15 protein-coding genes are annotated in these 20,407 nt (G+C 45.0%); all 15 read right to left on the minus strand.

Annotated elements, in window-relative coordinates:
* Positions 1–6 precede the first annotated feature (6 nt).
* A complete protein-coding gene (locus DXA54_RS16120; protein ID WP_008650987.1) occupies positions 7–1,023 on the minus strand; it encodes a hypothetical protein in 1,017 nt (338 codons plus the stop codon).
* A gap of 251 nt (positions 1,024–1,274) precedes the next feature.
* Complete coding sequence (locus DXA54_RS16125) at positions 1,275–2,486, minus strand: site-specific integrase (protein ID WP_008650986.1); 1,212 nt, start codon at positions 2,484–2,486, stop codon at positions 1,275–1,277.
* Positions 2,487–2,491: 5 nt separating this feature from the next.
* On the minus strand, positions 2,492–3,280 hold the full coding sequence (locus tag DXA54_RS16130) for a hypothetical protein (protein WP_032584237.1): 789 nt from the start codon (positions 3,278–3,280) through the stop codon (positions 2,492–2,494).
* Entirely contained in the window at positions 3,277–4,329 is a 1,053-nt protein-coding gene (locus DXA54_RS16135) for a relaxase/mobilization nuclease domain-containing protein (protein WP_032584234.1), read from the minus strand. Before DXA54_RS16135 ends, DXA54_RS16130 begins: the two co-directional genes overlap by 4 nt.
* On the minus strand, positions 4,326–4,676 hold the full coding sequence (locus tag DXA54_RS16140; protein ID WP_032584232.1) for a plasmid mobilization protein: 351 nt from the start codon (positions 4,674–4,676) through the stop codon (positions 4,326–4,328). Before DXA54_RS16140 ends, DXA54_RS16135 begins: the two co-directional genes overlap by 4 nt.
* A 176-nt stretch (positions 4,677–4,852) precedes the next feature.
* A complete protein-coding gene (locus DXA54_RS16145; RefSeq protein ID WP_120080041.1) occupies positions 4,853–5,572 on the minus strand; it encodes a hypothetical protein in 720 nt (239 codons plus the stop codon).
* Between the two features lie 34 nt (positions 5,573–5,606).
* Positions 5,607–5,852: a helix-turn-helix domain-containing protein gene (locus tag DXA54_RS16150; RefSeq protein WP_230583851.1), complete on the minus strand. Its 246-nt coding sequence runs from the start codon at positions 5,850–5,852 to the stop codon at positions 5,607–5,609.
* Between the two features lie 239 nt (positions 5,853–6,091).
* Positions 6,092–7,282: a hypothetical protein gene (locus DXA54_RS16155; protein ID WP_032584224.1), complete on the minus strand. Its 1,191-nt coding sequence runs from the start codon at positions 7,280–7,282 to the stop codon at positions 6,092–6,094.
* Between the two features lie 10 nt (positions 7,283–7,292).
* A complete protein-coding gene (locus DXA54_RS16160) occupies positions 7,293–8,663 on the minus strand; it encodes a site-specific integrase (RefSeq protein ID WP_032584221.1) in 1,371 nt (456 codons plus the stop codon).
* A gap of 167 nt (positions 8,664–8,830) precedes the next feature.
* On the minus strand, positions 8,831–11,161 hold the full coding sequence (locus DXA54_RS16165; protein ID WP_207903509.1) for a beta-galactosidase: 2,331 nt from the start codon (positions 11,159–11,161) through the stop codon (positions 8,831–8,833).
* Between the two features lie 88 nt (positions 11,162–11,249).
* Positions 11,250–12,815: a DUF4874 domain-containing protein gene (locus DXA54_RS16170; protein WP_004325013.1), complete on the minus strand. Its 1,566-nt coding sequence runs from the start codon at positions 12,813–12,815 to the stop codon at positions 11,250–11,252.
* 28 nt (positions 12,816–12,843) lie between these two features.
* Positions 12,844–14,154 carry a SusE domain-containing protein gene (locus tag DXA54_RS16175; RefSeq protein WP_008650977.1) on the minus strand — a complete coding sequence of 437 codons (1,311 nt, stop codon included), beginning with the start codon at positions 14,152–14,154 and terminating at the stop codon, positions 12,844–12,846.
* A gap of 15 nt (positions 14,155–14,169) precedes the next feature.
* Positions 14,170–15,684 (minus strand): RagB/SusD family nutrient uptake outer membrane protein, encoded by a 1,515-nt coding sequence (locus tag DXA54_RS16180; RefSeq protein ID WP_032852946.1) that lies wholly within the window; start codon positions 15,682–15,684, stop codon positions 14,170–14,172.
* Between the two features lie 12 nt (positions 15,685–15,696).
* Positions 15,697–19,086 carry a TonB-dependent receptor gene (locus DXA54_RS16185; protein WP_120080045.1) on the minus strand — a complete coding sequence of 1,130 codons (3,390 nt, stop codon included), beginning with the start codon at positions 19,084–19,086 and terminating at the stop codon, positions 15,697–15,699.
* A 168-nt stretch (positions 19,087–19,254) separates the two neighbouring features.
* Entirely contained in the window at positions 19,255–20,277 is a 1,023-nt protein-coding gene (locus DXA54_RS16190; RefSeq protein WP_004301856.1) for a FecR family protein, read from the minus strand.
* Between the last annotated feature and the right edge of the window lie 130 nt (positions 20,278–20,407).

The following is a 20,407-nucleotide window of genomic DNA, read 5'->3' on the forward strand; positions in this document are numbered from 1 at the left end:
GCTGCACTATTTTATGAGATCGATAAATCGGATTCGTTTTCCCATTTTTCCTGTTTTAGGATCTTTGGCCCGCCAGTCCTTAATTTGGCAATAGACACCGTTGTGCCTGCGGATGTCATCTTTCTGACAGCCTTCGCATTGACTGACTTCTTCCCTTGTCCCGAACAAATCAGTTACAACAGTCCGGCGTTCACCGCAGCTGTTCGGGATGACACCTTTAAGTCCGTCCATCTGCCAGACGTTCCATGAAATGATGTAAGCGATATAATTGATGGATTTCAACAAAGGTCGCTTGCCGAACTTTTGTTGATAGTATTCGATAAAGGAGATAAGCATGGATTCACGGGCAATCAGCAAATTGTCACCTTGCCATTCGTAGGCGTAAATGCTCTTATACGCTTCCTGTACCCATTCCAACCATTCGCCGGAAGTTTCCGTGTTTTCGCCAACTACCCGCAACTTGCGGTCAAGCAAACCGATGCGTTCCTCAATAGGAATGGTCTCTCCCGTTGTGGTGTCATAGCGACTGACGATATAAGGGGCTTCCCCGCAGGTTATCTCCAGTCGGTTGTCACGTACATAATCTTTCCAAGTCTTGTCTTCCGGAAATTGAATTTTCTCTGAGTTGGGTCTCCACCGATGACAACCCTGTTCGTCGGTGTACTCCGTATTGAACACATCCTTTCTTCCAAACCATGCTTCATCGATCAGATTGTTCTGCGCATTGCATATCCATGACGGAGTGAATACCTCTGCCATTTCTCGCGAACGTGCGGTTTGGGTGTCACGACTTTTGAGGATACGCGGCATGATGACATGCCCGTTATCTCCGGTAATAAGACAGGGAAGAATTGGCGAATCACATTGATATCCTTCGCCCAGATATTCATAATCGGAAGTCGCCCAAAAGATATTGCGCTGAATATCCTCCTTGCTCGTTGTATGGTCTTTGAGCAGGATATTCAACAGTTCGGGCGAAAGCCGAAAGATACTATCTTCCAATATATCAACTTCAACAGGCATTTTATATCGGGTTTATGAGTATCTCTTGATAAGAGAGCCATCCCGAAGGAATAAGCACTAATAATCAGCACTATAGAAACCCGATTTGACGGATTTACAAAACAGATTATCGCAAAATGCCTTTCATATACCATTATAAATGAGTATTGAACACGGAATTTGAAATATTATGTGTACTTTTGCAAAGTAAACTATATCTCTTATCAAGAGATTCGTCTTTTCGCTCAACACATTTCACCATAAATATCCGGTCAAAAATCTTTCAGGATAAGGCTGTTCGCCTTGTCCACCACGCTTGTGTCAAGCGATGCGAGATAGATGCGCGTGGTCTCTTCCGAATCATGTCCCATGCCCTCCCTGATGACAGAAAGAGGGATGTTCTTGCTCTTGGCAACGCTCGCCCAACAATGCCGGGCAACGTGCATGGTCAGCGGTATGTTCAATCCTGCCAGACCGGCGACTTCCTTCAACGCCACATTGATGCGGCAGATGGCGTTACGATATTGTGGCCGCTCATCGGAGCATGGGTTGGTGATTATCGGCAGGAGGTAGCGGGTGGCCGTATTCTCTCCATACTTGGCGATGATGTCTTCCATGCACTTCTCCCATTTGACTGTGAGTTGCTGCCCAGTCTTTCTTCTACGGTACGTGATTATTCCGTTCTTCAAATCCGATTTTTTCAGATAGGCCATATCAATGAATGACATGCCACGGGTATAAAAGGAGAAGAGGAACATATCCCTTGCATAGTCCAGATGCGGTTTCAAAGTCAAATCAAGTTCCTTAATGTGCTTGATGGACTTCAATGGGATGGCTCGTTTTACTGTCTTCCCGATACCCGTGTAAACGTGTTTAAAAGGATGTCTCTGTTCCGTCAGCTCCTTTTCCACGGCACGGTTGTAAACGGCACGGAGTATGCGCATATAAAAGGAAACCGTGTTGGGGCAGATGCCCTTGCCTTTGAGCCAGGCCTCGTAAAGCATCATGGTGTTGCCGTCAATCTCGCACAAGAGTATGTCCTGCCCCTCACGAAACTTCATAAAACTGGTCAATGCCGCCGTATAGGTTTCTGATGTGCGGACTTTGCCAAGCTGCTTCAACTGTCCTTTGATGCCCTGCATGAAACGGAACAGCGATTGTTCGCCCGTTTGCCCGTTGAACTTCTCGACGATGCTGTCAGCGGAATCAATTCCTCCTTGCCTGTCGCATTGGGCGACTATGGCTTTCAACCGTCTGGTGTCCCAGTCAATATGTTCCGCCACTTCACGGAGATACCGTTTCCTGTTTTCACCGATTTCGGACAGGATTTTCACAGAGGAAGTTCTCTTGTCCCATTCCGTGTCAAATATGCGGTAGTCCGTCTTGACTTGGCGGACTATGCGCCCGTGGATTACCTGATAATATATGCTGCCCTCCCTGCCGCTTGCGGTGGAAGGACGAAATTTCACTTTTATGGATGCCATTCACTTTATTTTTGTTGTTTGGATTGTTTTTCTTCTTCTCTCACTGTCTTGACCTGCCTGTTGAATATGACTAAAGTGGAATCCGCACCGACAACATCCACCAGTTTCTCGTAAGCTCCGACGGTCACAGCCAGTCCTGGGTGCAACTCGTTAAGCATGATTGTAGTCACATGGTGTTTGTCTGCAACCGTTCTCAACCGCCTGTTTTCTTCCCGGTACTCATGCCATTGTACCCAACTTACGGCAAACAGGGCAAAGAATACGAGCATACAACCAATACCAGCCCATGCGTAAGGGTTCTTGTGCCAGCCATCGGGAACTTTGCTCCATAACAGCCTTATTGTGCTTATTGCCTTGTCCGGGCGGATTATCTGCCATAGTTCCGATATGGAACTTTGCTTTTGGCGTGACTTTTCCGAAGCCAGTTTGTCATTCTCAATGTGGCTTGTCAGCCTTTCCAATATTTTGTTGAGCTGTTCCTTGATGGTGAGAACACCATGTTTGCGCATATCCTTCTCGTTGGCTTCGGTGTATAACCGCAGACTTGCTACCGCTTCATCACCTATTGATTGCTTGTATTTCTCGATGGCTTCCTTGCTTCCGAAAATGGCATTGACATTTTCCGGTGCATTGCCATTGAAGAACCGTATAACAGGCTCCAACTTCGCTTCCAGTCTTTTCAATGCCTCGTTCTTGTCCGGGCTATCCTTTGCGTCCAGTTTTTTCTTGATTTCCTCGATGTCCACTGCCAATGCCCCGATAAGGTCGGTTAAGTTCTGCTTGTTGTCCTTCATCTTTTTCTCCTCCTTGGTTTATGTTTGTCCTTTTCGTTGTCATTGTCTCCCCAGCCGCTTTCGTTTCCTCCACCTCCGCCACTGGATGAGACCTTGGCTTGGTGCGGTTGTACGCACAACTCCATGAGTGTGCCGATGGTCACTTGAACGATGTTTGAACCGGGTTCGGTAGGGATGCTTCCGTTGCCGTCCGCTTCCGCTTTGGCCGGTGACGGCTCTCTTATAAAAGTATCAGCCGTATTGTTGTGGAATCCCACATCCTGCCGAGTCGGTTGTGGCTGTTCTTGCACACGGGGCTGCCATTCCATGCCCTCGGCAATGTGGCTTCCGAACAGCTTGTCTAACTTATAAAAGCTCATGCTCCGGTCTATCCGTGAGCCGCTGAATGAGATTTCATTCTTCGTGAACGACACACCGATTATTTTACCTTCGTTCCTATTGTATTTGAAATTCACCCCGATACCCTGTTTTGCCAGCATGTCACACAAATCCGACCAGCAGTTACAACAGGGTAATGCCGCCTTGATAGCGTCATAGATTTGGTATTTCACCTTGTCCTTACCACGCAGGCGGTCACGTTTCACGTTCATCTTGCCCTTGGAGAAGTACAGTCCGTATTCCCTCGTGAGAGCTTTGCATACTTTTACATTACGCACATTATCGTTGCTGTCACTGATGGTGTTCCCGTCATTGTCCACCCTGTTGGCCACGATATGCAGATGCTGGTGTTCCCTGTCGGTATGGCGGCACACGATATACTGGGTGTTCGTTATACCCATGCGCCGCATATACTCACGGGCGATTTCGACCATCAGGGCATCCGTCAGCTTGGGTGTGTCCTCGTGTGCGAAGTCCAGCGAGATATGGTACACCGGATTTTTCAGCTTGCGTCCCGGTTTGTCGTCCGCCTGTCCCTGCATACTTCTTGCGATGGTGGCGTTGTCATCAAGCCTCACGTCCTTGCTGTCGATGAGCCTTGCCTTTTTCGGGTTGTTCACGTAGTTCACCACTCTGGCGAAACTTGCCCGTTTTTTCAAGTCGCCCATCATATCTTCCCGATGATTTTATTGAACTCGTCCAGCAAGTCCATGATTTTGCCTTTCAAAAGAGAAAAGCCCTGCTGGTGCGCCATCTTCGCTAGCTGGTTCAGGTTGTTGCATCCTCCCTCCAGCATCCTTATCTGTTGCCTGTCCTCCTGTGTCCGTGCCGCCTCGACTTTGCCATGTAACAACAGTTCGCGCAGGAAGTGTGACGGCTTCTTGCCGGCATCTGTTATCCGTTTCATGACCGCTTTCCATTCGGCAAGCGTGAGCCGTGTGGATATGGTTTTTGTCCGCGCCTTGCCTTTCACCGCCTTGGGGCGGCCACCCTTGTTTCTGTTCTCCTGATATGTCATATCCGTTTTCCTTTATCCGTTAAACCGTTCTGTTTTTTAGGGCTGTAATCCGGGCTTGCCGTTTCCCGTGTGGCCGGGTCGCCATTGGTGGCGTGGTTTTCGTGGACGAAAACATTAACTTGCCAGCCCTAAAAAATATCCCTTCTAAAACGCTGTCGCTTGCCATTTCTGCCGCTTCATTCCTGTGGATGTTTCCATTTCTGTGAGCCGGACAGAGTATTGCCATCCTCTAAAACAGGTGTGTTGCCGGCATCCACAACGGCATTTTCCACAGTGCTTTCCACTTCGCTTTCGGTTGTTGCTGCCGTTTCGGTTTCCGCTGTTCCTGTACCTTCTATAATAGGATTGGAACCGGTCAGATTCATGGACGGTAAGCCATCCGTTCCCTCTGCCGTTTCTTCTATCGGTTTTTCTTTCTTCTTCCTTGTCGAACTGCGGCGCAAGGTCTCTAATTGTTGCCCGTTGAAAAGGAAAATCCGTACCCCTTCGTATGCCTTGATTGTCTGGCGGTATGCCGGATTCTCGATGAGCCGCCCTGCTATCATCCACGACTTCACGCACACCATGTCTATGATGGAAGTCACGGGATTGGAATCAACACGGATTAGCCCGCGTTCCGAGAAATCCTCCAACAGGCGGGACACCGCCTTGCGCCAGATGCCCCATTCCTTGGCCAGTACCAGCATGGAGCTGTCCACCTGTCCGGGATGGACGGCATAGCCCAATCCCCGTTTGGTGCTCTGTACTTCCGATACTGTCATCTTCGACAAAAGGGAAAGAAGATAGGTAAGGTTGCATATCCCGTCCGTGCTCCCGTGCAGGAAGTACCATGCCTCCACGGACATTGCCATCTCCAATTTGTAGCACGGCAAAACAAGCTGCTTCAAATTCTTCATAAGCCTTGACGTTTTTTGTTGTGCGTCTTGTAAATTATCCCTTGGAGTTCTTGTCAGCCTTCCTGTTGGTCGCTTTCAGGCTCTTGATGCGGTCTATCTGTTCCTTGGGAAACAGGACACGCCGTCCAATCCGCTGTCCTTTGATGTGTCCTAACTTCTCGTGCCGCCAGATGGTCGCTATGCTCACACCCCATTTCTCCGCCAGTTGCCGGATGGTGTAATACTCCGACGTGTCCTGTGGTGCCCGTTCCTGCCGGTATTCCTCAAACGCACACCTCACGCTTGCGCCGATAAGCTGTTGAAGCTCGTCGCGCGATACCAGTACCATTTCTGTCTTATCTGTCATAATTCTCTGATTTTAAGTTCATGGCGGCAAAGGTAGAGCAATAATAAAACCTGTGAATTTGTGGTATTCTGTAAAATGACACCGCATGAAAAAAGCCGTCAAACAACTGGTGCTTAACGGCTTGTGGAAGTCTGTGGGTTGTGGTGAATTGTAGCCACCTGTGGGTTATGTCACTATTTTATCATGGGAAGCAGCTCTTTGAGCTTCGCTATAAAGGTTTTCTCCACGTTATACTTGGCGAGGCTTTCGGGTGTCAGCCCCATGGAACGGGCAGCGGATGCCCTGTAACCTTTCCAGTCCTTGAAGTATGCTTTGGACAGCAGGATGGCGACACAGCGCATCTTGCCCTTCACGCAACTGCCGTATATCATGGAATAGTCGGCACGCATGACGGCACGGAGGAAGTCCCGGTCGGAAACGGCATTGCCGTCCAATAGAGGCTTGCCTTTGTCGGAGCCGCTCTGTACGGTGAAAGTGGTAAGGAAACGGTACAGCCTTAAAACGGGAACCTGCGCGGTCGTACTGAACGCGCCGCCTTGCATTGTATCTGTGGCGGTAAAACCGGATGACGCTTCTTCCGTACAAGAGGGTATTGTTTGTGATGTTGCCGACTTGGACTCGTTCTCATGCAGCACGTTCCTCTTGACATATCCCATCGTCATTGCGATATGGAACATCTTTATTCCTGCGGACTGCGCTTTCACATCATCATTTTGGGGCAGCATGGAAAGGTGGACGGCTTCCGTAAAATATTCCGTGAAGAGTTGTGCCAAATCCTTGTCGTTGGCATTGACAATATACTCCTTGACGGCTTGGATTTTCGCCTTGTCCACTTTGGCAAGCATGGCATACATTTCTTTCCCTCTGTTCCCGTCTGAATCCTTTGCACACTTCCGTATGGTGGCACGGATGGTGTCGATGCAGTCGGTGGCTTCGGTACGTGTCATTGATTTGGGAGAAATATCAGAACCTTCCGGCGATACTTGCTCCTGTTCTTTTTCGGGAAAGAAGTATTGACTTATGACTTCCATACTCAGGTAAGCCACCCCTGTACGGAAAGCCGCCTTGTTCAAGTCCGCATATTTGGAGCAGATACCGTGAAGCCTTTTCGTGTCATCGTGAAGTTCGACAAACTTCCGTGCCAACTCCTTATCCTCGTGCTCGGTGACATATTCCCTGATGCCGGCCAAAAGAAAAGACAGGGGCTTTAAGTTGTATCTGATGTTCCGGCAAATATCCTTGCAATCCGTTTCGTCACTGCCGGAAGACTTGTCGGCAAGCGATTCCGCAAGCTTCAGGCTCCCACTGATTACGTTGGACAGCTTGAACAGGTCGCTAATGATGTCAAACCTTGATTTTTTCATAAGCACCTTCTTATATTTTGATGATACCCTTGAAGTCCTTTAATGCTATGACGGCCTTTTCCTCCGCGTCCAGTTTCAGGTAGCGGCGCAGTTGCGCCTCGCTGCTGTGTCCGGTGATGGCTTGGATGGAAGGCAGAGGGACACCAGCCTTGTACGCGTTGGTGGCGAAACTTCTCCGGGCTGTATGGGAAAGGAGCATGTCGCAGAACCTCCTTCCCCGTTTGGGGTTGAGACGCTTCTCGTCAAAGCCGCAGTCGTGTGTCCAGCCGAGCAACAGGCCGATGGTCTTCACCAGCTTGTTCATTTCATTGGGATGAACCGGTGGCAGCTTGCCGTCATATTTGGCAAGTATGGCTCTCACGCGCCTGTCAACGGGGATATAGACTTTCTTCTCCGTCTTCTGTTGGGTGATGAGTATGAACTCCGTGCCGCCTATTTCCGTTATCATGTCCTCACATATCCTTGAATAGTCGGAAACGCGCTGCCCGGTCAGGCAGCCCACGATGAAAATGTCCCTCACGTGCTCCAGTGTCCTGATATGGGTGATGCGGCATTTGGAAAGTTGTGCCAATTTCTCGTCCTCGCTGATGTCAAGTGATTCCAGTCTCTTTTTCACAGCTTCCTTGGTGGAAAGGTCAAGGTTGAGCATTTCCTGTATCTGTTCCGGCGTGAGGTAGATGTTGTCCACCTCCTCCTTTTTCGGCACGAAGTCGGAATGACGGAAATCATCGCATTTGGTCAGCTTGTCCTCATAGGCCGCCTTTGCCACTGTGCGGACATCGGTCATGTACGAGTTGATGGCGTTGGGCATCAAGCCTCGTTCTTTCCAGTAACCGACAAGGCTGTTGCGTGTCTCCATCGTCATGTCATCCAATCCGAGTTTGCGGTGTGTTTCCTTTTGGTAGTTGCGAATCTGTTTTTGGATAATGCGCAGACCTTTTATATAGGCAGGTGATACTTTCACGGTACGGCCTTTCTTGGTGCGCCGTCCGGTTTCCATGTCTTCTATATAAGAGGTAAGGAAATCCTCGAACAGCATCCTGCCTTTGGGCTTGACCTCCACAATCTGCATCATTCCGTTGAGCACGTCGTGTTTCACGCTCTCGATGATGTTCTTGGCCTCCTTGGGGTTGAACCCGTCCGCTTCGAATGCCGCCTTTATCCTCGCGAGGACTTGGGCGAACTGCCCGTACTTTATTCCGATGCTTGACATCAGGGCTGACGAGGTGTATTGCAGGCTGCGATACTTTTCCCATTCAAGCTGCTTGATGGTGAAGCCCGTCACGACTTTCATGTTCGCCTTTCCGGTGCGCACACGGGCATAGATGGAACCGTAGTCCTCCTTTCCTGCCTTGGATGATTTGATGAAGATGAAATCCATACGCGATATATCTTGGTTACTGTGATGCAAAGGTACAAAATATATCCCGAAATATGGTATCAAATAGTACCAATATTTTCTAAAACAGTGAAATTTCGTGAGTATTCAAACCAAATGAAAACATCTGCAAATAACTGATATACAAAGATAACCTATAAAATGGAATTTCACTGAATATATTTAGTGGATAGTGGGAGACCATATATATTTATATCTTTCACCTTTCCTGATAAGAATGAACCTTTACGAACTTTCACGCGAAAAGCCGAAACCTTATAAATTTCTTTCAGGTCTATAATAACCCGGTGAGGATGGTTAGACTCCACAGCCGCATTCGTATGCCAGAAAGAAGAGATATCTCCATCAAACAGGTTTTCTGCTATTCCCAAGTTCTTATCAGCTTGTTCGCTGCTTACATAAACGACTTCCCATTTAGTTTTGTCAATCGGCTGTCCCTTATCATCTATCAGTTCCACTTCCGAAATGCAGGCCTGATTATCCTCTGTGTAGGAAGACAGAGTCTCTATACAGAAGTGGCGAAGAGTAGTCGCAACCGGTAAATCGAATGACTGCCACTCATTAGTCTCCTGCAAAGTAGTTTTTAATGCAAGATCACCGTCTTCCAGAATCGGAGTGCCTACCACTGCACGACGCTGGCCTTTCTGATAATTCTTATCAATACCCAAACTATCCAGAATGGGTTGATTCAATCCTTGCAAAACACGCTTACCCGTATCTTCCATTTCAAACACTACAATTTCATTTTCTCCCTCTTTCAGCCATGGAGCGGGCAGATAGAGTGTTTGTTGAGGGCCGATATTCCAGAAACGTCCCAGAGATTTGCCATTTACCCAGACAGCACCTTTGCCCCATTGACTCATATCCACAAAGCAATCACCTTTCTTCTCTACTGTAAACGTTCCTTTATGGAAAGCAGGAACGCCTTTGATGGTTTCGCCAAACTCCATTTCCGAAACTTTTTCTTTATACAGAGGCAATGGAGTAATAGACCATCCGGTCAACTTTTCATTTCCCCACAAAACTTGGCTGGTGATACCTTTCCGGTTAAACAGTATATCGGGGCCATAGTTGACACGTCCGGTATTTTCTACCAGAATCTCCAGTGTGGCAGGTGTCTTCGACACATTCAAGGTCATACTGTTCTGATTGTAACGACGATCCAGGCTGGCTACCTGCTTACCATCTATCAGGATCACAGCATAGTCACGCAAATCCTGTATGACAAGTTTCTGTTTTCCCGCTTTTTGAAGTGTGGTCTGATAATGAATATATCCGAAATCAACTCCCAAATCTTCCATCGACAGCACATTTTCGGACTGGGTAGTCTGATGAAATGCAGTTCTCAATGAAGCACTCTCCTTTAATTCGACTGTTGCAAAAGTGGTAGTCGGATTATCTTCTGGAACTTCCGGCAGTACTGTTCCCGCAGGCAGGTATTTCTGAATCACTTCCCTGAATGCATGATATTTGGGATAACAATTTCCCCATTCACCCAAGGGAGCGTCATAATCATAGCTTGTGGGCTGGGGCTGATAACCGCCTCCGGTATTGGCTCCATTGGTATACTCAAAGTTTGTACCACCATGAAACATATACATGCTGACAGAAACACCGTGGCTCAACATCCAGTCCAGCTGTTCGGCGGGACGTTCATAAGCAACAGAGGAATGTCGTCTGCCCCACTCATCAAACCAGGCCGGATAAAACTCCGCTACAAAATAGGGACCGCCCTTTTGATACTTATCTATCACTTTGAATATATCTTCACCAAACACTCCGTTCAATGTAGGCAGTGCGCCCTCAGTATGTCCGGCTTCCACCTGTCCACCACCGTCGCAGGTAAATAGCGGAACATTGAACCCTGCTTCTTTAATCATATCGCGGATAGCGGCAAGATACCCTTTATCCGCTGCATACGATCCATATTCATTCTCCACCTGCACCATAATAATATTACCTCCATTATTGATGGTCAAAGGAGACAGTTGTTTGCCAAGCTCTTTGATATATCGTTCACAATAGGACAGAAAACGCGGATCTTTACTGCGATAAGTCATATCCTTTTCTTTCAGCAGCCACGACGGGTAACCTCCGAAATCCCATTCTGCACATACATACGGACCGGGACGAAGAATCACATACAGTCCCTCTTCCTGTGCCGTACGGATAAATTCCGCAATATCAGCCTGTCCACTGAAGTCAAACTCTCCCGGCTGACGTTCATGGAAGTTCCAGAAGACGTAGGCAGACACCGTATTCAGACCCATCGCACGCGCTCTCTTCAGGCGGTCGCGCCAATACTCGTGCGGAATGCGGGGATAGTGCATTTCTCCACAAATCAACTGAATATCCTTTCCCTCGATAGTAAAAGTACCATTTCCTATTCTAACCTGTTCCTTGGGGGAGGAACAGGATGAAATTAGAAATGATACTATGATGTTAAGTATAACAAGTACGGTTTTATGATTTTTGTTCATCTTCATTCAAATAAGATGTGAGTTTCAAATACTCCGACCGCAACATGAGATCTGTTCTATACGGTCGGAAGTATTCATCAATTTATTTTTAGAATGTAACTGTTCCGAACAGGTTCACGGCATATTTGTCTGCATCATCATACCAATGAGTCACATTCTCTGTTTTAGCAAACTTAATGGCATATACCGAATTGTATTTCCAATCGGCTACTTTTTCGGGCATCCAGATTCCCACTTTATAGGTTCCGCTCACACCGGCTGCCACACTTCCTTTGATAGTGTATTTCGCAGCCTGATTCGGTTCCTGTTCGGTAGCCGGAATCCAGGTTTTAGGATCCACATCCAGTTTGAATTCTTTCACTACCTGGCCGCTTTCGGAAACCAATACGAGATATACCTCTTTCGGATTAATCACCGTAGCAAAACCGGTATTTGTAATCGTCAGATCGTATTCCAAGTTTCCACCTTTTGCTTCTACTTTCGATTCACTTTGAAGATTCAGACGATAGCCCAAATGGTCGCGTACAAAATCATAGAATGAACGGACAACTTCATTGCCCTCCTCATCTTTGAAGTAACTCTCATCAAACAGAATGTGATTATCATTTAATAAAGCGGGATTTACCTTTACCCGTTTCCAACTCATGATATTCAAATCATAGTTTTGCGTCACATCAAATGCCGAGTAACGGTGTTCGCGCAAAATACGCAGTGATTTTATCGGACTAATCAACTCTGCCAATCCCCATTCTGTATCCTCATTATAAGGGATCTCACCACTCATATAGAAATTGTTCACTTTCACCTCTTCCGTTATCTGCTTGTAATCATCCGTATTAGGAACAAAGTCATTGCCCGGTGCAAGCGGATGTTCGCCGGCTGTAAAATAATCATTCGCATATCCGATGCGTCCACGAGATCCTTCCTGTTCCAGTGTCAACGCTTTCTTATGATTCGGATAACGCATTTCTACACAATAAGGTGCAGGCAAGGCTCTCAATAAAGCACTGACGATTGCATTCTTCGCACTCTGGTCATTCATCAACGGAGAAGTATGCCACTCTCCCCAAGCACCGATAAAACCAACCTGCATGGTAGCAATTTGTCCAATGTATTCATTCAACAGAGGAGTAAGTTGCTCGATGTGCCGGAGAATCCATTGTTTGGATTCGCCACCGGAAGTATTCAGCCCGGCGTGATTGTATGCAAAACGAAGAATGGCTTTATACCCCTGCGCTTTCATCAACTCGAATATCTTGCGGATATTCGACAGAGCTTCAGCATCCAGGTCTTTACTCACCCAGTTAGTTAAGTAGATATATTGCTGTACAAGAGTCAGGTTGTCGTCCTTTGCATCAAATTGCTCTACTTTCTTCGTATACAAATCATTGCCATAAACCTCATAATCATTATATGGACTTTTCATTTGGTCGGCAAGCAAATTACATTCCAAGTGGAATCCCCTATCGGGATTCCTAAGCGACTCGATCGGTACAATATTTCCTGTTACCTCCGGAGTTTCCGGTTCACTCGTTCCGTCTTCTTCTCCATATTGTCCCGCATATACATCTATTGTATCAGAACAAAAGCTACACATAATACCTAATAATAAGGTAGATAATATGGTCATAGTTTTCTTTATATTGATTAACATGATTGATATACTTTTAATTTTCACCCGATTAATTTTCATTGTAGATAAAACGTGCAGGAGCACCGGTTGTCCAAGGACTCCACAATGTTGCCCCTCCATCATGAAGAATGCATTGATGAGACATATCATCAGTGACCAACAGATAACAGTACGGTCCGGTATGATTAGTGATTGCATCACCGCTCCATTGACCGGAAGCACACAAATTGAATTTCCAGTCGTTCAAATGCGCCTGTCCTTTTACTGATTCATAATATTCAGGATCTTTCAATACATTCCATTGACCTTCGGCAGTTCCGGCTTCTGCAAACAAATTCTTATATTCCTGTATGGTCGGCAAACGCCATCCCTTAGGTGCTATCTTATCACGAATATCGTAATGATAATGCACTCCATAGGCTTTCACTCTACCTTCTCCGAGCGATGCAGGTGTCTTTTTGAAATTATTCGCTTCAATATCTGTACCATCAGCATATTTAGTTGCGCGCAGGTTATCTGCCAACCAAACCAATGATGTTTTGTCACTATAAAATATACGAACAACACGATAAGTAATCTTTTCATCTCCACGAACATCGATGAAGCGCATCATTTCTGTCATATTCAGTACTCCGGAAGAACGTGACACCCATTGCCCATCATCAGTCTTCACATTCCAATACACAGAATTGGAAGTCCAACGTTTGATAGAAAGTTTATCGAGCAGTGCCTGAAGTTCTTCATGAGTCAATGATGATTTACCATTCACAACTCCCACACTATGTTCGGCAACCGTCTGTTTCATTTCAGGATCCAGTGAGAAACAAAGCGAGTACGAGGTAGATTCAGGCCATTCCTGGGTATCCCATTCAAACTGCACAGCAGTTTCCGGGGTATTTTCAGCCAAAGAAATCTTAGTCAAATCTTCCGGCTGCACTAATTTGCTAGTCATACGTTTCACCCGAATGGTGCGTGCTTCCGAAGCTGCTGCGGTTATATTACCAGTTTCTTTGACCGTCCAATACAATACCGCTTCCTGCCCCGCTTTAATTCCCAATTGAGAAAAACTCTGATCGGCAGTCAGTGCAGATATCGCAACAGAAGTCGATTTTCCTGCATCAATTATTACCGGTTCTTTGAATTTCCTGTCAGTACAAATAAGCAGCTTTGCTCCATTTTCCAGAGGTTTCTCCCAAGAGAAACTATATTTCTCAATCGATAAATCATTCAAATCAATGATCGCTCCATCTTGAGGCGCGCTCAAGTAAATATCCGACATCGGAATGATTACATTGTACTTGTCTTCCTTACATCCGGCAAGCAACAAGATTCCTAATAGACTATATAATAAATGTTTCATAATGCTATCTATTTTTTAGTAACCGGGATTTTGAATTATAATGCCTTGTCCTTCAGTAATCAGATGAGTAGGCAACGGGAATTTCTCATATTTATATTGTCCATCCACTTTCGTTTCTATTTTACCTGTCGGCTGTCCGGCAAATCTTGCTTTGGCAAGTGCTGCTTCAATAAATTTTCCGTGGCGGATCAAATCCTGACGACGCACTCCTTCAAAATAAAATTCATGTCCACGTTCTTCCAACAATTTATCCAGAAAATCTTCTACAGATGAAAAATCACTCAATTGATAAGCTTTTAGTCCACCATGAGTAACCCGCACCTGATTCAACAGGCCAATCGCCTCTTGAGTGATACTGTTTCCATTGCGAACGATAGCTTCCGAAAGTAAAGTCAATACATCCGCATAACGATAGATGGGCATATCTATTTCGCACTTCTCACCTACTACCCCCTCAATTTTATATTTCACCGGAATTGCACCGTAGAAGAGTATACCTGTCGTACCACCGTCACGGTCAAGCGCCCGGCTATGGTGTACGCCCTCCGTACCTGTATATTCACCAATAATTCTTTCACGTCTCTTGTCTTTAGGATCATAAGATTCGTATGCAGGCCAGGATATTTTAAATCCTCCCCAGGCAGTCACCGACATTCCGGCAGGAAGCGGATAGTCAGAAGTCAGTACGTGAGCGAACCATTTCTGTTCCATCACACCGGCCTCGGCCACACATGAGAATATGACTTCCGAATTCTTTTCACCAGATAAAGAGAACAGAGAGTTATAATCGTCTACCAATTTATAACCGTATTCCGGTTTTGTCAATTCACGTCCTATTTTCTCCGCCTCATCCCATTGCTTGGTCATCATGTAGAATTTCAGCAATAATGTATTGGCCAATCCTTTGGTGAAGTGTCCGTAATTTGTATCTTCATACTTATAGGGCAACACATTAGCTGCATCTTTCAAGTTGGAAACAATGTATTCACGCATAGCTTCTTCCGACAAACGTGGAATAACAATCTCCGCTTCCGGTTTTTGCAAAGTCTCCAGATCGGCGATAGGTATCGGACCATACATATCATACATCAGAAAAGCCAGGAAACCACGTCCGCATTTCAATTCCGCCATATAGCGAGCTTTCAAGGTTTCATCCATATTCACGTCCTTGATGCGATCCATTGTCAAAGTCATGGAAGCCAAATACTGGGAATAGTCATACACACGACGATAGTCACCGTCGATATGCCAGTCATTAGCTTCATACGAATTGTATACGGTAGTCCATCCCCAAGTGTTTTCCACATAATCGGTTACCATTTCCGAAGTCGTCACATAGCCTGCCGCTACTTCAAAAATTCCCCACGGAGAAAACACATAATAAGCACTCGAATTGACCAAAGCATTTACATCTTCAGCATTTTGGGGAAACATTCCCGGATTAATTTTATTATATACTTCCTGCTCCAGCGTACAAGACGAAATGAGGAACAAGAGAGTTGCTATTGCAGTATAAATTGTCTTTTTCATATTCATCACTTATTAGAAAGATATTGATACACCAAAATTATATGAGGTTACATTCGGATATGCATAGGTCCCGTTGTCCGTTTCCGGGTCCAGACCTGTCCAGTTAGTAATCACAAACGGATTGTTCACGTCTACATATACACGGAGATTCTTGGCAATCTTCTGGCTGACAGGCACTTTATATCCCAATGTAATGCTTCCACAACGAACATAATAGATAGATTTCACATAGTAATCCCCCCATCCGCTTCCACCTCTGACAAATGTCGGATCTGTGGCTGTCAGGTTATTGCTATTAAAAGCTTTCAGGGCATAAGTAGAAACATTGATACCATTGTCCATACGTGTCCAGCCCTCATAATAACTGGCTCCTCTCTTTCTGCCGGCTTCTCCATAGAAATAGATATTCAAGTCGAAGTTCTTATATCTGAACGAGTTGTTCAGACCGTAGATAATTTTGGGATCACCATTACCCATATATACTTTATCCTCATCTCCCAATACTCCGTTTCCATCGCGGTCTTTCAACTTCATCATACCCGGAACCAAGTCTTTTTGAGCGTCCGGGACTTTTTCTCCCGGTTGCAGGATGCCAAGCGCTTCATATTCCCACCATGCACGAATCGGATCATTTTCTTTTTCATAAGGTTTGGGTTTCCAGTTCGGGTCACGTGTCAGCCAACGGTCATTGTAATGTGACAAGGTTAATGTCGTATCCCATTCAAAATCTTTAGTAACGATATTCACCGTATTCACTGTGATTTCCACACCCTGACTTTGTGTTGATCCTATATTACCCGCTATTTTATTTATTTCATTATAAAAAGGCAATGGTTTATTTGTCACCAACAAGTCTGTAATCTTACGTTTGAAATATTCGGCTGTCAACTTAAATCGGTTGTTGAGTATACCTAGATCCACACCTACATTAAATTCCGTAGTCGTTTCCCAAGTCAGGCTCCTGTTGCCCAAATCCGAAGCATATACTCCTGTTGATTCTGCACCTCCGATAATGGCACTTCTTCCCACTTCATAATAGTCGTAAATGCGATAACCGACATTAGAGTTACCCGTCTGTCCATAAGAAGTTCTTAACTTCAACATAGACAACCAGTTTGAAGCCCCTTTCATGAAATTTTCTTCACTTATCATCCAACCGGCTGATACGGACGGGAAATAACCCCAACGATTTTCCGGGGCGAAATTGGAAGCAGCATCAGCACGAACTGTAGCTTCCAGTAAATATCTGCCTTTATACGAGTAATTGGCACGGGCAAACAAAGAAGCAATGCTGTTAATAGAAGCCCATGAACCTACAGATGGTTTCTTGTAATTTCCTGAACCCAAACTATTATATCCAAAGCCATCTACAAGAAAATCTTCATTTCCGGCACTCAATCCATCATTTTTAAATTTTTGGAACGAATAACCACCAATAGCTTTCACGTTATGATCGCCAAAGCTCTTGGAGTATTGAGCTGTCAGCTCCATCAGATAGGCAGTACTTGTTTCCTGCGAAATATCCGCTCTTCCGTTTTTGGTCTTTCCCTGCAAAGTTGTCTTAGGCAAATAGCTGGAACGTTTCTGGAAACTACGGTCGACACCTAACTGCAACTTCACTTCCAAGTCTTTCAACGGTTTCACGGATACGAATGCAGATCCTATGATCCGGTCTTTTACCGTATTATCCTTAATATCCAACAAAGACACCGGATTCGCAACGAAGGGACGTTTCGGATCAATGAAATAATTTCCTTCAGAGTCATAGATAGGAATTGTAGGATTGGATTGGATAGCACCGGTCAATACACCGGAATATTCATTGGCATTGTCTCCCAGAGGAACATTGTCATACTTATTCTGCGAGTAAGTAGCAGTCAGTCCGAAAGAAACATATTCACTCAATTCCTGATCCAGATTCAAACGGGCAGAAAAACGACTGACACCATTATTCTTGACAATTCCTTCCTGGTTCATATAGTTGACAGAAGCCAGATAACGGGTTTTCTCCGTACCACCATTCACAGAAAGATTGTGCTGTTGCGTATATCCATTGCGCATCACCGCATCCAACCAATCGGTACCGCTAGCAGTCAATATTTCATCATTATTGAAAGTGGGTTTATATTGAGTAGGCGGAGTGTCCTGCTTTTCAACATATCCTTCATAGATACCCATTCCGTTCAACTTTAACCACTCTTCATGCATCTGTTTATTATACATATCCATATACATACGAGTATCAAGCATCTTGTAGTTGGAACGAGCTACCTGCACCGACCCCATACCGGAATAAGTCACTCTGGGCTTTTGACTTTTACCACGTTTAGTGGTAATCAAAACAACTCCATGTCCGGCACGCGCACCATAAATAGCTGTGGAAGCAGCATCTTTCAACACAGAAATGGATTCAATATCATCCGGATTCAATGATTCCAGTACATTATCAATATTACCCGATTCATAGAAACCATTACCAGAACTTAAATTGGAAGTAGAAGACACCGGGAAGCCGTCGATTACAAATAAAGGTTCATTACCAGCACCGGTAGACGCTTCTCCACGAATACGAAACTTCGCCTCACCACCCGGTTGTGCAGAAACCTGGTTCACACGGAACCCCGCTGCTTTACCCGCCAACGCACGAGATACATTCGGTACGGTATTCATCTCCACATCTCCCATGTTTACCATAGAAACGGCACCGGTCAATGTCTTCTTGCTCTGTGTACCATAACCCACCACTACCACTTCATCGAGTTGTTTGGAATCTTCCTGCAAAATGATTTTCATATTTTTTCCGGGTTGCACGGCAACCGTTTGAGACTGATAGCCGATATAGGAGATATCGAGCTGTGCCTTCGATGAAGAGACGGAGATTTTGAAGTTCCCGTCAATATCTGTTATCGTACCGTTACCCTGTACTCCTTTTTCTAATACACTGGCTCCGATAATCGGCTCCCCCTGTGCATCTGATATAGTACCGGATACGGTTATTTTCTTTTCTTGTTCAGGAGACTGTGCCTCAATGGATAATATAATCTTCTTGTCTAGTACCGAATATTTTACATTAGTACCGGAAAAGATTTCTTTCAACACACTAAAAATGTTGCTTTTATCAGCAGAAACTGATACGCGACGATTCAAATCGACATGCTTATTATTGAAGAAGAAATCAAAATCAGACTGCTCTTCAATTTCTTTTAGAATGTCCTCCACCCGCTGATTACGTACATCAATACTGATTAAAGCCTTTTGAGCGTAACTATCGGCTGCATAGGTCAGCCCAATAGAACATACTAAGAACAAAACCAATAGTCTCATAGATAATGGGATTTTTTTTGAGGTTAGCCAAAGTGACTTTACCACCCATAAAAATTGGATGCTAAAATAATTTTGCATAATTTTGTAATGACTTAAAGTTAATAAAAAGTTTATCTAAGCTTGTCGCCAAACAAGCATCAAAAAGATTTACCGATTTCCATACGGGAAGATACGCCAATATCCTCCCGTATGTTTTTGTTTAAGGGGGTCTGTCTTTCATTGCATTTTTGTTTTAAGGTTAATCAATCAATATATTTCTATTTTACTCTTTTCATCTTTTATATCCGGCGAATCAAGATAACGCCAACGGATTTGAGAAGAAAGCTGGAAATATTCCAGAATACGCTCGAGGCGTTGATTTGTAAACGTGCCAGTAAATGAGTCTCCTTTCAAACGGTCGTTTTTAATAATGAATTCCACATTATACCGCTTCTCCAACATTCGCAATCCCTCTTCGAGAGGAGTATTTCTAAATATAATCTTTCCCTCTTTCCAAGCTATTTCCGACTCACCGGAGGTGGCATAAAGCTGCACTTTACTGTCTCTTATATCATAGACCAGCTTCTGTCCGGGATCCATCAGCACTTTTTTCGAGCCATTGTCAGATGAATAAATAAAACCTATCTTTCCTTCAACCAATGTTGCTGCAATCCGGTCTTCTTTTTCATAAGCCTCTACATTAAAATGAGTTCCCAGTACTTCGATCTGTGATTGGTGGGAAGTAGAAACTATGAACTTCTTTTCCGGGTTCTTGGCTACTTCAAAATAAGCCTCTCCCTGCAATGTTACATTTCTCGTGTCGCTATCGAAGCGTGAGGGATAACTCAAGGTAGATTCGGAATTCAGGAAAACCAATGTGCCATCGGGCAATGTCAGAGAAGTCATCATTCCGGGATTTGTTTTCACTTCCATCATTTGTGCCAATTCCTGTTCGCTTCCTCCCCAATGTTGTACCATCAGAGTAACGAGAAGTGGAATGAACAGCACTGCTGCCGCACGTTGCGCCCATTCCCACCATGTCGTTTTCCTTTGTCTGTTACCTGTCATTCTACTTTTCACCTTTGTCAATGCTTTCTCTGTGTCGACTTTCGTCATGATGTGAACGGTATCTGTAGCAAGATAAAGAGCATGTATCTGTTTGGCCATCCGCCGGTTTTCTTCCGACTCATCCATCCACATCTCAACCTGCAGACGCTCTTCTTCCGTTGCCAGTCCCTCACAATAACGGGGAAGCAATTCTTCTATTGTATTTTTATCAGTCTTATCCATATTCGTATTTTATTGCCTTTTACTATAAGACAAGAGAGACTTGTGGAATTCCTAAACCAAATCTCATTTTTTTTCAGAAAATCTTTGTTTTCTTATAAAAAAGCTATATTTGCAGTGAAATATCAAACTA

This window comes from Bacteroides sp. OF03-11BH, assembly GCF_003604005.1.
Taxonomy (GTDB): Bacteria; Bacteroidota; Bacteroidia; order Bacteroidales; family Bacteroidaceae; genus Bacteroides; species Bacteroides ovatus.

Excerpts from the sequence above, each read along its gene's own strand:
- DXA54_RS16185 (WP_120080045.1), bottom strand. The coding sequence starts at position 19,086 with ATGCAAAATTATTTTAGCATCCAATTTTTATGGGTGGTAAAGTCACTT.
- DXA54_RS16130 (WP_032584237.1), bottom strand. The coding sequence starts at position 3,280 with ATGAAGGACAACAAGCAGAACTTAACCGACCTTATCGGGGCATTGGCA.
- DXA54_RS16170 (WP_004325013.1), bottom strand. The coding sequence starts at position 12,815 with ATGTTAATCAATATAAAGAAAACTATGACCATATTATCTACCTTATTA.
- DXA54_RS16135 (WP_032584234.1), bottom strand. The coding sequence starts at position 4,329 with ATGATGGGCGACTTGAAAAAACGGGCAAGTTTCGCCAGAGTGGTGAAC.
- DXA54_RS16190 (WP_004301856.1), bottom strand. The coding sequence starts at position 20,277 with ATGGATAAGACTGATAAAAATACAATAGAAGAATTGCTTCCCCGTTAT.
- DXA54_RS16125 (WP_008650986.1), bottom strand. The coding sequence starts at position 2,486 with ATGGCATCCATAAAAGTGAAATTTCGTCCTTCCACCGCAAGCGGCAGG.
- DXA54_RS16145 (WP_120080041.1), bottom strand. The coding sequence starts at position 5,572 with ATGAAGAATTTGAAGCAGCTTGTTTTGCCGTGCTACAAATTGGAGATG.
- DXA54_RS16180 (WP_032852946.1), bottom strand. The coding sequence starts at position 15,684 with ATGAAAAAGACAATTTATACTGCAATAGCAACTCTCTTGTTCCTCATT.
- DXA54_RS16120 (WP_008650987.1), bottom strand. The coding sequence starts at position 1,023 with ATGCCTGTTGAAGTTGATATATTGGAAGATAGTATCTTTCGGCTTTCG.
- DXA54_RS16165 (WP_207903509.1), bottom strand. The coding sequence starts at position 11,161 with ATGAACAAAAATCATAAAACCGTACTTGTTATACTTAACATCATAGTA.
- DXA54_RS16155 (WP_032584224.1), bottom strand. The coding sequence starts at position 7,282 with ATGAAAAAATCAAGGTTTGACATCATTAGCGACCTGTTCAAGCTGTCC.
- DXA54_RS16175 (WP_008650977.1), bottom strand. The coding sequence starts at position 14,154 with ATGAAACATTTATTATATAGTCTATTAGGAATCTTGTTGCTTGCCGGA.
- DXA54_RS16140 (WP_032584232.1), bottom strand. The coding sequence starts at position 4,676 with ATGACATATCAGGAGAACAGAAACAAGGGTGGCCGCCCCAAGGCGGTG.
- DXA54_RS16160 (WP_032584221.1), bottom strand. The coding sequence starts at position 8,663 with ATGGATTTCATCTTCATCAAATCATCCAAGGCAGGAAAGGAGGACTAC.